Raw genomic sequence first — 15,315 nt, 5'->3', positions numbered from 1 at the left:
TCGCACAAAAAAACAACACTGGATAATATTTAATTTCGGATACTCACGCTTTATATACGTTACTTTTAAAGCTATTTTAAAACGTGTTTTTCCATAAATAGTAATAATAAACTCAACAATGCATTTCTTTTATCAACATAAAAGCTTTTGATAATTAAACAGGTTGTATTTACCGCTTTAAAGTATTCTTTAATACTATTTTAACGTTAAGGTTAATTCAGTAATTAAGTTAATCATGAAGAGTTACCCTACTTTATTAGTAATACACTATAAATTAAGCTTTACGTTCACATAATAAAGTAATAGAAGCACCTAGAAGCCCTTATCAATGAGTAGCCTTCGTCACACAGAGTAAGCTTGAAAGAGAATTTGCATGGATTGATATTGAGCATCAATTTTATTTAAGCTGGTATCAGGCCCATTGAATAAATTCTCATGAATGGTTTTTAAAAGTATTAGAGGAATGTTTTGTTCGTTAGATTATTAGTTGTTTAGCTTTGCAAAGATAGAATGTTTGAGTAGTTTTTTAAGTTTAAAAAAAGGAGAATTTGAGGTATGAAATAAATAGATTTAAGTAAGGGAAATTATGGTGAAACAGAAACCTGCTTCACCAAGATGAACTAGAGTTCACATAATAAATTATGCTGCTTCTACGTTCTCAGCTTCAGGGCCTTTTTGACCTTGTTTGATGCTGAATGTCACTGCTTGACCTTCGCTAAGAGTGCGAAAACCAGAACCAGTGATTGCGCTGAAATGTACAAACACGTCAGGACCATTTTCTTGTTCAATGAAACCAAAGCCTTTAGCTTCGTTGAAAAACTTTACTTTACCAGTAACCGACATACTAAATTTTCCTGTAAGTCAATAATTAAAATTCAGCCATATTATTATGGCAATATCCTCCCTGAGTCAATGCTCAAAAATATGGAGGTACAGTACAGGAACAAGTAATAACCTAACCGGTAACCTTAAACGCAGCACAATATCCGTAAATTCAATACATAAAAACTCAAAGCAAGGTAAGATTAACACATTATATTTTTTTTCGCTCTATTAATTAGGAATTATTTCTTAAAAATATAAATTTGTTTTAAATCGCCTTTAACTGACTAATTTACAAGCAAAAAACTATAAGTATTATTGTAATATTTATTGCTGTAAGCGAGATCAAAAGCCACCTACAACCACCCTGTCGTCGAATTACGCTTCAATAATATCAAAAGCACAAACAAAAAAGCCGCATTAAAAATTAAGCGGCTTTAGATTTAAATATATTATTGGTTATTCGACAGACCAATCCATTGTATTTTCAGCCTTTATAGGCACAACTTCAGAGTCGCCCAATGTATAACTTGCAGGTACTTTCCACGGCTTTCTTTGTAATGTAATTGTATCTGTATTACGCGGCAATTCGTAAAAATCAGGGCCAAAGTGGCTTGCAAACCCTTCAAGCATGTCCAAAGCTCCTGCATCCTCAAATGCTTCAGCATATAATTCAATAGCGGCATGAGCCGTGTATGCACCAGCACACCCACAAGCTGCTTCTTTTTTATCTTTATAATGTGGTGCAGAGTCAGTTCCTAAGAAGAATTTTTTATTTCCACTTATTGCTGCAGCCATTAATGCTTGCTGGTGAATGTTACGCTTGAGAATTGGCAAACAGTAATAATGTGGGCGAATTCCACCCGCTAACATATGATTGCGGTTATAAAGCAAATGATGCGCTGTAATTGTTGCCGCTACATTGCTAGGTGCATTAACTACAAACTCTACTGCATCTTTAGTCGTAATATGCTCGAGTACAATTTTAAGCTCAGGAAAGTCATTTACTACATCTCCTAAAATTGTATCCAGAAATACTTTTTCACGGTCAAAAATATCAATCGACGAATCTGTCACTTCCCCATGCACTAACAGCAACATGCCTACTTCTTGCATTGCTTTTAAAACTGGATAAATATTTTTTACTGATGTAACACCCGAGTCAGAATTAGTGGTAGCGCCAGCAGGGTAAAGCTTAGCTGCTACTATTTTACCTGTCGCTTTAGCTTTTATTATTTCATCTGGTGTAGTTTTATCCGTGAGATACAAAACCATTAATGGCTCAAAGTTGCCTTGTGGATTTGCAGACATAATGCGTTCTCTGTACGACAATGCCGTATCTGTGCACGTTGCTGGCGGAACAAGGTTTGGCATAACAATAGCGCGGCCCATATATCTGCTAATATCGCGTACAGTGTCTTTTAACTGGTCACCATCACGTAAATGTACATGCCAGTCATCAGGGCGAGTGATAGTAAGGGTTGTTACAGAGTTTGTATTATTACTTGTCATTACTTTGTTCCACGGCTGAATTTATCCGATCATAGGCATATGATGTTTTCGAGTAAAGATTTTATTAAAAATAAAGTTTTTATATGGATAAAATTACTGAGGTACTATTTAAAGCACAATGAGCAAATTCAATGTTATTAGCTTATTGTAATGATTTATGATTAATTAAAACTCGCTATATTAAAACTTTACAGTGTATGAAACCACTCATCGCTTTAATTTGTACAAAAACCCAAGATTAGGTTAACTTAACTGCGAATTTAAAAATAAAAAGAACAATATAAATTGCCTATGTCTTATAAAACCGATGCTACTAGAGCGCTTGAGATAAAAACTGATCAACTAAGTATCATTAATCAATTTTCATCTAGCCTATTGCAACTAGACACACTAGACGAGCTATTTGAGTATGTTACAACGCACGTTGTAAATCGCTTAGGGTTTGTTGATTGTGTCATATATCTAGCTGACAATAATGCAAATACATTAAACCAAGTTGCATCAATGGGTATTGCACACGCGCGGAACAAATATCAAGCGGAACGTAAAATAATACGTTTTAGTGAAGGTATAACGGGCGCAGTTGCAACGACCGGAAAAGCGGTAATTATTAACGATGTAACGAAAGACAGCCGTTATATCGCTGATGAACGCCCTGCCCAATCAGAACTATGCGTCCCTCTTATATATAAAGAACAAGTTTTAGGTGTTATTGATTGTGAGCACCCTATTAAAGGCTACTTTACAAACGCACACCTTGAAATTCTTACAACAGTTGCCCACTTACTCAGTGCCAAGATTAACCAGGTTAATACAGTAAACAACTTACAAAAAACAGTTGAGCAACTCAACAATGCACAAAAATTAGAAAACAGCTTATTACAAATAGCTAACCTAACTTACAAAGCGAATGACCTAGATACATTTTTTAAAGCCTTGCATTCAATCATAAATAACTTACTTCGAGCCGATAACTTTTTTATCGCTCTATACGACAAAAAAGTAGATATACTTGACCTCGTTTACATAGTCGAAGAAGGCATAAACACTAAAACTCATCAAAAAATATCTAAAGAACAACTTAAAGATACCGCTTCATATTACCTTCTAAAAACAGAGCAAACCCTATTACTTAACAAAGATGCCTTTCAAAGTCATATAGATAACGGTGATTTTAAAATGGTAGGCAGACAATCAGAGTCTTGGTTGGGTGTTCCATTTAAAACAAGTGATCGTATAAGCGGGGTTATCGTTGTACAAAGCTACGATAAAACACTGCATTACAACGAACACGATAGTGCTCTTCTAACGTATGTAAGTCGTCAAATAAGTATGGCAATTGATAGGCAATTAGCCCGCCAAGAACTTGAGCACAAAGCATTACATGACGAGCTTACAGGCCTTGCTAACCGCTCACTACTTATTGAACGTATAAAACATGCTATTTTACGTTTAACGCGTGCTAAAAAGAGTACTAGCCATGCCCTGTTGTATCTAGACTTTGACCGTTTTAAAAGTATTAATGATTCGCTCGGGCATGAAGTTGGGGACCACTTCCTTATAAAAATATGCGACTTGATCAAAGGTACAGTACGAAGCACGGATACATTTGCACGTTTAGGTGGCGATGAATTTGCAATTTTTATGGAAAACATCACGCATAAAAACCAAGTTAATGAAGCTTTAAACCGCATTAAAAACGCATTATCAAAACCTTTAAATATAGATAACCACTTACTCCAAGCATCAACGAGTATTGGGGTTGCCTATACAGATAACGTAAACGACAAAGCTTATATATTACTGCAACAAGCCGATGCCGCTATGTATGAAGCTAAGTCAACCGGACGTGGTCAGGTAAAGTTTTTTAATAACACGATGCGTAAAAAACTTAAAACCCATGCCGATATAGAAAACGACTTACAACACGGTATTGAACACAACGAGTTTGAACTCTATTTTCAGCCAATTTTCACAATTAATACCAGTGAAGTTATCGGCTTTGAAGCACTTGTTCGTTGGCACCACCCTACAAAAGGGTTTGTACCCCCTAATGACTTTATACCGATAGCTGAAACTACAGGGCAAATTATAAATCTTGATTTACATTTACTTGAATTGGCGGCCCAGCATATTTCAAATTGGCACCAACAAGGCCATCGCTTTTTAAAAGTCACCGTTAACGTATCGTCACGACACTTTGCAAGCCTCGATTTTGTAGCGCAAATACATTCCATTTATAATAAGTACCAATTACCTCTAGGTTCTTTATGCTTAGAAATTACCGAATCTGGCTTAATAGAAAATCTAGAACTCGCCACTCAAATAATTGAAGGTCTCTCACCTTTAAAAGTAAAATTATGTCTTGATGATTTTGGAACAGGCTATTCAGCACTAGGCTACTTGCACCAACTGCCTATTCATATTTTAAAAATAGATAAAAGCTTTATTGACCATCTACAGGATTCTACTAACCCACTTGTTGAAGCCATTTTATCACTTGCGCAATCATTAAAACTTGAGGTTGTAGCTGAAGGAATAGAAACAGTTGAGCAATTAACTATTTTGCAATCCACCGCGTGCGACTATGGCCAAGGCTTTTTAAAATCAAAACCTGTTACTGCCAAAGAAGCCATATTACTAATTAATAAACCCTTATAAAAAGAGCCAGCGAGTAGGTCGCTGGCTTAGGTATTACGCATATACTCTCCCATTGAGCTAAACTTAAGCTATAAGGCAAAACGACTCTATTTTTTAAAGCACAATCTAAAGTAAGCATTCAACAAACCTCACCTCATACCGTTATCAGCATGGTTAAAACTCACGCTGAGCTAAAACGCACAGCAATCGTTATATTTAAAATACAACATGAAGCAAACTCATCTAAAACTCATCAAACCAGTTTTCAAATGACTTTTATCATTACTAACTCTAATATTTTCACGATTCATAGCGATAAACTGCAATAAAACGCATAACTTTAGCCATCTAGACGTTGAAACGTTTTTTATATAGGCGTAGTATGTAATTAATCTGAGCTGAACTCACTTTTCCCATGAGAATTTTTAAAGATGATTGGTATTAAACATTTAAAAACCATAGCAACCCTAAAAGAAACAGGATCTTTGGTTAATACAGCACGAGAGTTATTTTTGACACAGTCTGCTTTATCTCATCAAATCAAAGATTTAGAGAATAAATTGGATTGCCAATTATTTGAGCGTAAAACTCAACCAGTCCGCTTTACCCCTCAAGGAATGCTATTACTTGAATTAGCTCACGAAATATTGCCAAAAATGGAAGCGACTAAATGTCGTTTAAAAGAAAGCTTAAACCAGCCTATTTCTCAACTACGTTTGAGCGTGGAATGCCATGCATGTTTTCATTGGTTATTACCTACTATTAAAGAATTTAATAACTTTTGGCCTGATATAAAAATTGATTATGAACGTGGCTTTAGTTACGACGCTATTCCTGACTTACTAAGCGATGAGCTCGATTTAGTTTTAACGTCTGACATACGCGAACCCGACACATTAGAATACGCGCACTTATTTGATTTTAAATTGAAGCTTATTGTGGCGCCGGATCATGAACTTGCTAAAAAAGCGTATGTAACAGCGCTTGATTTAAAAAACGAAACTATTATTTCATACCCTATCCCGCGTGAACGCCAAGATATATTTAAGCATTTCATTCAAAATGCTCGTTTTGACGGTACACTAAAAACGGTTGACCAAGGGCTACTTATTTTTCAACTAGTAAGTGCTGGAATGGGCGTTGCTGCTTTGCCCGATTGGCTAGTTACACCTTATGAAAGCCAAGGCTTAATTAAATCAATTCCTTTAGGCGCTCTTGGTCTTACTCGCCCTATGTATTTAGCGATGAAAAAAGACATGAAAGATAACCCTGTTTATCGTCACTTTTTAAATACCTGTAAGCTAAATAACGGTCGATAATCATCAATATAATAAGTAATATCGCTGTAATTAACTCTACAGCGTTTAACTCTTATGTTTGTTATTAAAAAAATGATTGGTGGTTTACTTATGCCACTGCCTCTATTTGGTTTATTTGCGTGTCTGATGCTCCTACTGGCATTTAAAGGCCGCAAATCAGCTCTCTTTTTGTCTACTTTAAGTTTAATTGTATTACTTGCATTGAGCACACCCTTTATCGCCAATTTAATTATCCAAAATAATGAACCTGCGTCGCTTGCATTTAATACTCTAAAGCATCCAAAAATAGACAAAATAGTTGTACTAGGTTGCGATATAAACCCAAATCCTGCACTCAGTGCTAATAATCAATTAGGTAATTGTGCGCTAACGCGCTTGGTAGAAGGTGTAAAACTGGCAAAGCACTACTCTAACGCAGAGCTTATAGTTTCAGGCGGGGGTTATAAAAATACCACTAATAGCGGGCTTATGTATCAAACGGCAATTAGTTTAGGCGTTAATAAGAGCCGTATTTTCCAAAATCCAAAAGCAATGGACACAGGTGAAGAAGCTAAATTACTGGCATCAAAATTAGTCGACTTTAAAGTTGCACTAGTAACATCTGTACTGCACATGCCCCGTGCCAAAGACTTATTTAATGCTCAAGGTATTGAAGTCATAACCGCAGCCACTGATTATCATAATTTTGCTGCACTTCCATGGAGCAAGCAGTTTATTCCCAATGCTCATGCCTTACTTGTGGTTACGCAATACAGTCACGAAGTAGTAGGAAATATATGGATAAGTTTGCGCCGCTGGATAGATCCAGAGGCGCTGTAACTTATATAGCCTAATTAAACTGGGTTATCTATGTCTATAAATGTCACATCAAAACCATGCTCTTGAGCAAGTAACTCACCTAGTGCTTTTACACCATAGCGTTCTGTTGCATGATGCCCGGCTGCAAAAAAATCAATGTTTTGCTCACGAGAACTATGAATTGTCTGCTCCGATGCTTCACCCGTTAAATAAGCATCAATGCCTTGCTCTGCTGCTAAGTCAATATATCCTTGCCCACCACCAGTACACAGTGCAATGGTTTCTATTTTAGCTGAGCGTACTAAGCTTGTGAGCGGGGTTCGATTAAGCACTTTTGCAATTTTATCTGCAAAATCTTCACTACTTAATGGTGTTTTTAAACGCCCTTTCATTGCTACGCTATTTGAAGTTGGCTCTAGCCCTGTTTCAATTTCAATATCTAATAACTTTGCAAGTTGTGCGTTATTGCCAACTGCTGGATGAATATCGAGTGGTAAGTGATAGCCGAATAAATTAATATCGTTTGCTAGTAGTGCGCCTATGCGACGCTTTTTCATACCCGTTATTGGTTGAGATTCCCCTTTCCAAAAAAAACCATGATGAACCAAAATAGCATCTGCTTGTTGCTCAATGGCAGCTTCTATTAAAGCTTGACTTGCGGTTACACCCGTCACAATTTTTTTAATTTCGTTTTTACCTTCGACCTGTAAGCCATTTGGGCAAAAATCTTTTATTAAATGAGGTTTCAAAATGTCATTTAGGAGTTGGTTAAATTCTCTACGTTGCATACAACTTACCTTACTTAGCACTGAATTTTGTGCAAATTTTGGCGTTTATAGGCCTAAAATGGAAGGAAAATCGCAAAAAATTGAAAAACTGTTTTAAAATAGGTATAAATACCTCTTCTTTATCTGTGTTCACAACGTATAGGGTCTCTGATGAGCAAACTAGACAAAACAGAAGTGTTATCTGCCTTTGAAGCAGCGTACGAAACTGCCAATGGTAAAAAACCTGAAATCACAACCAAACCTGGTTGGTACAGCATTGATGGCGGTAAAAATTTACGCCTAGCTGACGTAGCAGAGCTTACTAAAAAATTAAACTCTGGTAAAACAACTAAAACGAAAAAACCAAAAGCAGCTGCTCCTGTTAAAGCACAGAAAAAAGCGCCATTCACTGTTGTTACCGAAAATGAAGAAGGTTACACAGCGGAAGAACTTTGGATTGTAATTTTAGCTCGTAAAGATCATGACTGTCGCTTACCGCGCGGTGTTGTTTAATCAACATTTATGATTTTTAAAAGAAACCGCGTTAAGCGGTTTTTTTATATCCGTTATTTACCAAAAACATAAAGCTTTATAAGTTGTGTAAGGCTAAAAAAAGCGGCTATGTAGCCGCTTTAAGAAGTTTAAAGTAAATTACAGTTCTTCAAAATAAAGTGGTTCGCGTTCTTTTTTACCCACTTCATTCATTGTCTCTGCATTGAATAGTCGACCATTGATCATGGTGTAATCTACTTTATCCGAATCTCGAATATTTTTAAGCGGATCGCCATCTATAACCATTAAATCAGCCAGTTTGCCCACTTCAAGCGAGCCTACGTTTTTATCAAGTCCTAAATACTTAGCCGGATCGAGTGTTGATGCACGTATTGCCTCAAGCGGTGTCATTCCGCCTTGTGCGAACATCCACATCTCCCAGTGTGCACCTAAGCCTTCACGCTGACCGTGCGCACCTAAGTTAACTAATACACCTAGGTCTTGCAGCTCAGCAGCAACGCGTGCGTTATTAAAGTGATTATAGTGATGATCGGGCGCTTTAATGCGGCGCATAGAGCGTGGTAATAATTGATTTTTTGGCACAAATTTACTTAAACGTGGATGATTCCACACATCAGTTTTATCGTACCAGTAGTTCTCACCCCAAATGCCACCATAAGCCACTACAAGTGTTGGTGTATAACCAACATCACTTTGCGACCATAACTGCTTTATATCGTCATATATATTCTCTACAGGGATTGAATGCTCAATACCTGTGTGTCCATCTACAATCATGCTTAAGTTATGTTGTAATAATGAGCCGCCTTCAGGGACAACCATCATTTCAAGTTCACGGCCTGCTTCAATAACTTGTTGGCGCTGCTCGCGGCGTGGCTGGTTATAAGACTTAACACTAAATGCACCTACTTTTTTAAGGCGCTCTAAATGAAATTTAGCATCGTCTAACGAGTCAATATGCGACGTATAACCTGGCATATTTGCGCCATATAAAATAGTACCCGTTGAGAAAATACGCGGGCCAACAATCATGCCTGCCTTTTGCATTTCGCTTGCGGTAAATATTTCAGAGGTATCGTTTGATGGATCGTGAATTGTAGTTACACCCAGCGCTAAACCTGCGAAGTTTTTCCAATTTTGCTCCGGTATAATTTCACCGCTTGCTTGCGAGCCATGTGCATGAGCATCAACAATACCAGGCATAATTGTTTTGCCTGTTACATCAATAACCTCAGCATCTTTAGGGATGCTTATCTCGCTGGCTGTACCAATTGCTTTAATATGCTTGCCATCAGTGATAATTACACCATTTTCAATAACCTTTTCGCCATCCATAGTTATAATTTTTGCACCAGCGAGCGCAATCATGCCTTTAGGCTCAGCCATTTTTTTACTGAAACCGATATTATCGCCACTTTTCACTTTAAAGTCGGCATCTTCGGCTTTGTTAATGGCAAACATCCCTTCAAGGCTTGCATGATAAAGCTCAGGCCCTAATGTCCAATAAAGTTTGTTGCTCTTAGCACTCCAGCTAATGTTTTCACCAGCACGTACCGATAACTGCTCTATTGGGAATTGACTGTCTTTAGGCCCAATATTAATTGTTTTACCACTTTGAACAAACGGCGTTACAAATACTTTAAATCGCTCAGCAAAAGCGAGGTATTGCCCATCTGGTGATACTCTAAATTCAGTAGCATGCTCTGATTCGTACAGTTTGCGAACTTTTTTACTTTCAAGCTCAACTACGCTAAGCGTTGGCTTTGGCCAAGGACTCATTATAAAAACGCGATCGTTTGCATCTCCAAATTGTGGTTGATAACCACTTTTTGAAATAAGCTCACTTTTACCGCCTTTTGCGCTTACGCTATATATACCAGGGTTAAGTGACCATTTAGGGTTTAAAATACTGCCACCAGTAGCTTTTCGATAAACAACCGTTTTACCATCTGGGCTAAACGTTGGCTCTACATATTTCCCGGGCTCTTTAGTAATTGTATCGCCACGACCACTGCGCGCAGAAACCACTCTTACAGACCCTTGTTCGTTATCATCCCATGTGGTGTAAACTATTTTTTTACCATCGCGAGAGTACTGTGGAAATAATTCGTAATGATCAGTTTGCTTTGTTAAACGCTTAATTTTACCCGACTCTAAATCACGTTTATAAATATGTCCAAGCGCTTCAAAAATTGCCGTTTCGCCATCTGGGCTTACTTGCACATTACGCAGCATTTTTACATCAAACTCATCAGTATCTAAGTTTTGTGTAAAGCGCACCGCTTTTTGAATTTTTTTACTTGTTTGCACTTTAAAAGGAATGGTTTTTACAGATTTGTCTGCAACATCTAGCTTGTGAATTGTGCCACCAGCCCAAAATACCAGTTCTTCATTATCGGGTGTCCATGCAATAGTTGGGTATACACCATGAATAGCCCATGTTTCTTGCATATCTCGCTCAAGCTTATCGTAAAGCTTAGTGTGCTCACCGCTGGTTAAGTCATATAAATAAAGACTAGTTTGAAAATCATCACGCTTTATATACGCCAGTTTTTTTCCATCAGGTGACGGTGTAGGCCTAATAGCACCGCCCATCGTATCGATTATGGTTTCAATTTCACCCGTTTCACGGTCGTAGCGCTTAATTTTATAAATGCCCGCTACAGAATCCTTTGAATAATGAAAGGTTTTACCGGGTGTTGCATCATGCGAAAAGTATACATAACGACCATCAGGTGAAAACATTGGCTCACCTAAATCTTTTTGATCGTTCTCGCGTTTTGTAAGCTGTACGCCCTTGCCACCCGCTTTGTGATACAACCACACTTCACCTGCTCCCAATGAGCGGCTAGCTGTAAAGTGTTTACGCGCAACTAAGTAGTCGCCATCAGGACTCCATGCAGGACTATTTAATAACCTAAAGGTTTCATCGGTAACAGCGTGTTGATTTTCGCCATTTAAGTCCATTATCCAAATGTTATCGCCGCCACCTTGGTCGGAGGTAAACGCAATACTTTTGCCGTTAGGACTAAAGCGTGGTTGCATTTGCCATGCAATATCAGAGGTGAGCTTTGTAGCTGTACCACCACTCATTGGCATAGTGTAAATATCGCCAAGTAAGTCAAACACCACAGTTTTACCATCAGGGCTAATATCTATATTCATCCATGTGCCCTGCTCAACGCTAATTGCAGCGTCAACAAATTGCCCCTTAGGTGAATCTACTTGCCATTTTTGTTCGTCTTTTTCAGCGGCATTTACCTGCCCTATCGCTAATGACACCGACAATGCTAATACTGTATGAAGCATTTTTTTCATGCGTTTCTCGCTTGTTATTGTTGCAGTAAAAACTATTTCACATGATTGCAACAAATACAAACGCAACTTGCCAGCGTTATATGATAAAGCGCGGTTTATGTAGGTTTAATGCCAAACAATAGGGTCAAATTGATAGTAATTAACTAACATACTGTAAATTTCAGGATCGTATCGGCGAAGCTCTGCGGGTTTTTCGAGGAAGGTTTCGGTGAGTACAGCAAAAAACTCAGCTTCGTTAGTCGCACCATAGCTGTGAATAACATGCGGCATGCTATAAGCAACGTGACTTTTTAACTGGGTGAAAGCACGGCTAAATACTCGGCCCCACTCTTTGTAATCTGCTGAGCTTTTTAAAATGGGTGTGCCCGTTGTTTTACCTGTTTCTTGATCGAGTTGATGAGCAAACTCATGAAAAACTAAATTATGTCCATCACTTGGCAAGCGGTTACCCTCAAGCACATCATGCCAACTGAGTACAAGCGTGCCGCCAGGCCATGACTCGCCTAGTCTTACCGTATTATGGTAACTCACAAGTCCTGCACTATCGCGAGTTGATTGCGGAGCATAATAAGCACTTGGGTATAATAAAATTTCTTTTACATTTCTATATAACGGCCACGGTTTATTAAGCACTAATACACACGCATCGGCGGCTACAATTAACTTCATTGCAGACGTTAGCCTTAAGCCATCACAACCGACAAAGCGTTTTTCGTTTAAAAACCACGTAATATGTCGCTCTAACTTTTCTCTGTCAGCGTCGGTCATTTTTTTATAGATGGGCATGCAACGCAGTAAAATATCTTTTTGCTGTGAATTTAAAGCAAAGTCTTTATATTTACTGCGCCATAATCGGTTTTGAATTGATGGCCAACGCCAGAAAATCACCACAAAAAGAATTAAAACAACAATTAACAGTCCATTTATCATGGGGATTTCCTGAGCTAAGGTATGGTATATAAATATGTCCAGCACACGTGCTTTTCAAGCATATAAGGTTATGTATTTGAATATAAAGTAATTCACATCGCATTGCTTATAGATTACTTAACCTGAACTTTGGTTAAGAGATTTACTAATGTATTGGATCATGGTGATATTTAAATTTATTTTCTCTAGCCAGAGATTTTTAGTGAAAACAAGGCGAATTTACGCGTCAATAGCGGGCCTATTGCAAGTAAATTCAACGCAGTTAGCGCTAAAAATAGCTGCTGAGATAGATTTATTATCCAGAGTTCAGGTTAATTACTGCTTGCACTGCCGTTAAATGACGTGTTTAAAGTTAACCTTTGCAAAAGGAGTCAAATGTACCCTGCAATGTGTTTATAAATTTCGCTACGTGCAAACCATCCATTAATGAGTGGTGTACATCGATAGCTAAAGGTATTGTACCTGTGTGTTTATCAAACTGACCAAATACAAATTTAGGAATGCCTAAACTCTCCCCTTCACTAAATGCATGCGAAAACGCACTAAAATTCAGCCACGGTAAAACAGATATATGAATTAAGTCGGCCTGCCCTTCTGTTTGGGCAAATGCATCAGAAAATAACGGCTGTTGTTTCGCTTTTTTGCTTACGTCACTTGCCTGATTTGCAAACTCTTTAAAATCGCTTGCGCTATTAAAATAACTAAAAACAAACGTATCGTTTTCAGACAACTCAACCACACTTGCGCGAACACTATTAAGTAACCATGGCCTACTATCTATTATACGTAGCATTATTGAATCGTACTCATGGCACGCTTTTAAGGTGCAATATACATATGCTTGAAAAAAAGAAAATTGATTGGTTTTGCAATAGTCGTAAAGTGCTTGAGCATCTAAACGCACACACACATTAAAATAAGGCTGAGAAAAGTGTTTAAATAATTCAAAGTGTTGCTTTCTAGGCCAATTATCTAAATCGATAGGCTGCATGAGAGAAGTTGAGGGAGTCATAATTTGCCGCACAAAATTAAAAATAAAGTGTACCGCTGTTCAGTAATAATTGCATTAACTTACAGATAAACAAAAGGTGTGCAATTGCACACCCTTATATAAATTAGAACTTAGATCACAGACCGTTTTTAATGATCTCTTGCGCTAATTCGTCAGCAATTAAATGCGTTGATTTTTGCTCTTTTTCGCTACGGGCAAAGATTTCAGTTAACGTATTAAAAATACCTTCAACATGTTTATTAGACGCTGCTGCACTGTAACCATCTGGCGCTGTTTCGTAATAAACATTAATAATACCACCGGCGTTAATTACGTAATCTGGTGCATATAAAATGCCTTTTTCACGAATAACTTCACCATGGCGAGATTCTGCCAGCTGATTATTAGCACAGCCTGCAATAATAGTCGCTTTTAAACGCGGTATAGTTAAATCGTTAATAGTTGCGCCTAGTGCACACGGTGCATAAACATCAACATCTAAGTCGTAAATGTCATCAATGCCAACCGCAGTTGCGCCAAAATCACTTACTACACGGTCAATGGCAGCTTGGTTAATGTCAGTTACAAACAACTCAGCGCCCGCATCATGTAAATGTTTACATAAACCATAAGCAACAGCACCTAAACCTTGAACAGCCACTTTTACGCCTGCAAAATTTTGATGGCCACGTTGATGCTTTAGCGCTGCTTTAATTCCTAAAAACGTACCGTATGCTGTAAATGGCGATGGGTTACCGCTTTTACCTTCAAGGCCCAGTACGTAATTAGTCTCTTTATTCATAATAGCTACATCAGCACATGTGATGTTTACATCTTCTGCTGAGTAATAGCTGCCATTTAATCGCTCTAATTGACGACCAAATGCACGGAATAATTGCTCAGATTTAATTTCTTTCGCATTACCTATAATTACAGATTTACCGCCACCAAACGGTAAGCGCGCCACTGCATTTTTATAAGTCATGCCCTTTGATAAACGTAGCACGTCATAAACAGCATCTTCGTCGTTCGCATAATCCCACATTCTACATCCGCCAACTGCAGGACCTAGGTTGGTATTATGCACAGCAATAATTGCTTTTAAACCCGACTCTTCATCAGAACAAAAAACCACTTGTTCATGGTTATCAAATTCAACTCGATTAAACACAGCCACTTAAAATACTCCGAAATAGTTAACCCGTGAGAGGGTATGCGCGCTGGAAATTGCCGAGACTTTATCACTTCATATACGTGTTCGCTATACTCACAGATGATAAAACCAATGAAAACATTAAGCTTGAATTAAATAACCTAATTAAAACTTTTATATAGATAAAAAATTCACAAAACCATCATTTGTAAGTTTTAAATACTATGAATATAAGAATCTCACTAACTTACGTTTACGTACACGTAATACAGCGATTGCATGTAAAGTTTAATATACAAGTGCTACCTGGCCGCTACGTACCGCTGCCTATAGGTTTCCAGTAAAAAGTAAGCTTTTTCGCAAACTGGTCAGAGCTGTAAACTTGCTAATAACTCTATTAAAAAAACAAAAAAGCGAGCACTAGGCTTAATGCCAGTCAGTTAAGCTGACTGGCATCTTTCTTTTTATGAGGATACTTAGATGGTTTTGGCTTAACCCATCGGGGATATCTTCTATCCTCTCGTCTAGCTGGAAGCTTAAATAAGAGCAGTG

General features: G+C 37.8%; 11 protein-coding genes. 4 read left to right on the top strand and 7 right to left on the bottom strand.

What is annotated here, in order from left to right; translation table 11 throughout:
- Positions 1–639 precede the first annotated feature (639 nt).
- Together H5087_RS07850 and pyrC are read right to left on the bottom strand one after the other, a co-directional pair.
- Positions 640–843: a cold-shock protein gene (locus tag H5087_RS07850; RefSeq protein WP_002961702.1), complete on the bottom strand. Its 204-nt coding sequence runs from the start codon at positions 841–843 to the stop codon at positions 640–642.
- Between the two features lie 438 nt (positions 844–1,281).
- Entirely contained in the window at positions 1,282–2,334 is a 1,053-nt protein-coding gene (pyrC, locus tag H5087_RS07845; RefSeq protein ID WP_024595527.1) for a dihydroorotase, read from the bottom strand.
- Positions 2,335–2,625: 291 nt separating this feature from the next.
- On the opposite strand from pyrC, the gene H5087_RS07840 reads away from it, so the two are divergent.
- The 3 genes from H5087_RS07840 (at position 2,626) to H5087_RS07830 (ending at position 7,112) form a co-directional block, all read left to right on the top strand.
- Positions 2,626–4,995 carry an EAL domain-containing protein gene (locus tag H5087_RS07840; protein ID WP_182671659.1) on the top strand — a complete coding sequence of 790 codons (2,370 nt, stop codon included), beginning with the start codon at positions 2,626–2,628 and terminating at the stop codon, positions 4,993–4,995.
- Positions 4,996–5,405: 410 nt separating this feature from the next.
- Positions 5,406–6,293, top strand: a complete 888-nt coding sequence (locus tag H5087_RS07835) for a LysR family transcriptional regulator (RefSeq protein WP_002961689.1) — start codon at positions 5,406–5,408, stop codon at positions 6,291–6,293.
- Positions 6,294–6,347: 54 nt separating this feature from the next.
- Positions 6,348–7,112, top strand: a complete 765-nt coding sequence (locus tag H5087_RS07830; RefSeq protein ID WP_182671658.1) for a YdcF family protein — start codon at positions 6,348–6,350, stop codon at positions 7,110–7,112.
- Positions 7,113–7,126: 14 nt separating this feature from the next.
- On the opposite strand, the gene H5087_RS07825 is transcribed toward H5087_RS07830, so the two are convergent.
- Complete coding sequence (locus H5087_RS07825) at positions 7,127–7,879, bottom strand: Nif3-like dinuclear metal center hexameric protein (RefSeq protein ID WP_182671657.1); 753 nt, start codon at positions 7,877–7,879, stop codon at positions 7,127–7,129.
- A gap of 150 nt (positions 7,880–8,029) precedes the next feature.
- Between H5087_RS07825 and H5087_RS07820 the strand changes: the two genes are divergently transcribed.
- On the top strand, positions 8,030–8,371 hold the full coding sequence (locus H5087_RS07820) for a hypothetical protein (protein ID WP_002961684.1): 342 nt from the start codon (positions 8,030–8,032) through the stop codon (positions 8,369–8,371).
- A 138-nt stretch (positions 8,372–8,509) separates the two neighbouring features.
- On the opposite strand, the gene H5087_RS07815 is transcribed toward H5087_RS07820, so the two are convergent.
- The 4 genes from H5087_RS07815 to H5087_RS07800 all read right to left on the bottom strand — a co-directional run bounded on the left by H5087_RS07815 (position 8,510) and on the right by H5087_RS07800 (position 14,787).
- The gene (locus tag H5087_RS07815) at positions 8,510–11,689 is read right to left on the bottom strand and encodes an amidohydrolase family protein (RefSeq protein ID WP_182671656.1); all 3,180 of its coding nucleotides are present in this window, start codon (positions 11,687–11,689) and stop codon (positions 8,510–8,512) included.
- A 105-nt stretch (positions 11,690–11,794) separates the two neighbouring features.
- Positions 11,795–12,619 (bottom strand): M90 family metallopeptidase, encoded by an 825-nt coding sequence (locus H5087_RS07810; protein ID WP_002961680.1) that lies wholly within the window; start codon positions 12,617–12,619, stop codon positions 11,795–11,797.
- A gap of 352 nt (positions 12,620–12,971) precedes the next feature.
- A complete protein-coding gene (locus H5087_RS07805; protein ID WP_182671737.1) occupies positions 12,972–13,610 on the bottom strand; it encodes a chloramphenicol acetyltransferase in 639 nt (212 codons plus the stop codon).
- Positions 13,611–13,746: 136 nt separating this feature from the next.
- A complete protein-coding gene (locus H5087_RS07800; protein WP_182671655.1) occupies positions 13,747–14,787 on the bottom strand; it encodes a Glu/Leu/Phe/Val dehydrogenase in 1,041 nt (346 codons plus the stop codon).
- Positions 14,788–15,315 lie beyond the last annotated feature (528 nt).

The organism is Pseudoalteromonas sp. SR43-7, from assembly GCF_014163785.1.
Classification (GTDB): Bacteria; Pseudomonadota; Gammaproteobacteria; order Enterobacterales; family Alteromonadaceae; genus Pseudoalteromonas; species Pseudoalteromonas distincta.
The sequence above is the reverse complement of the archived record's forward strand: the minus strand, read 5'-3'. Positions and strand labels throughout refer to the sequence as shown.

What these genes read in the sequence shown, in the direction of transcription:
- H5087_RS07850 (WP_002961702.1), bottom strand. Translation starts at nt 843, where the DNA reads ATGTCGGTTACTGGTAAAGTAAAGTTTTTCAACGAAGCTAAAGGCTTT.
- H5087_RS07840 (WP_182671659.1), top strand. Translation starts at nt 2,626, where the DNA reads ATGTCTTATAAAACCGATGCTACTAGAGCGCTTGAGATAAAAACTGAT.
- H5087_RS07835 (WP_002961689.1), top strand. Translation starts at nt 5,406, where the DNA reads ATGATTGGTATTAAACATTTAAAAACCATAGCAACCCTAAAAGAAACA.
- H5087_RS07830 (WP_182671658.1), top strand. Translation starts at nt 6,348, where the DNA reads ATGTTTGTTATTAAAAAAATGATTGGTGGTTTACTTATGCCACTGCCT.
- H5087_RS07815 (WP_182671656.1), bottom strand. Translation starts at nt 11,689, where the DNA reads ATGAAAAAAATGCTTCATACAGTATTAGCATTGTCGGTGTCATTAGCG.
- H5087_RS07825 (WP_182671657.1), bottom strand. Translation starts at nt 7,879, where the DNA reads ATGCAACGTAGAGAATTTAACCAACTCCTAAATGACATTTTGAAACCT.
- H5087_RS07805 (WP_182671737.1), bottom strand. Translation starts at nt 13,610, where the DNA reads ATGCAGCCTATCGATTTAGATAATTGGCCTAGAAAGCAACACTTTGAA.
- H5087_RS07820 (WP_002961684.1), top strand. Translation starts at nt 8,030, where the DNA reads ATGAGCAAACTAGACAAAACAGAAGTGTTATCTGCCTTTGAAGCAGCG.
- H5087_RS07810 (WP_002961680.1), bottom strand. Translation starts at nt 12,619, where the DNA reads ATGATAAATGGACTGTTAATTGTTGTTTTAATTCTTTTTGTGGTGATT.
- pyrC (WP_024595527.1), bottom strand. Translation starts at nt 2,334, where the DNA reads ATGACAAGTAATAATACAAACTCTGTAACAACCCTTACTATCACTCGC.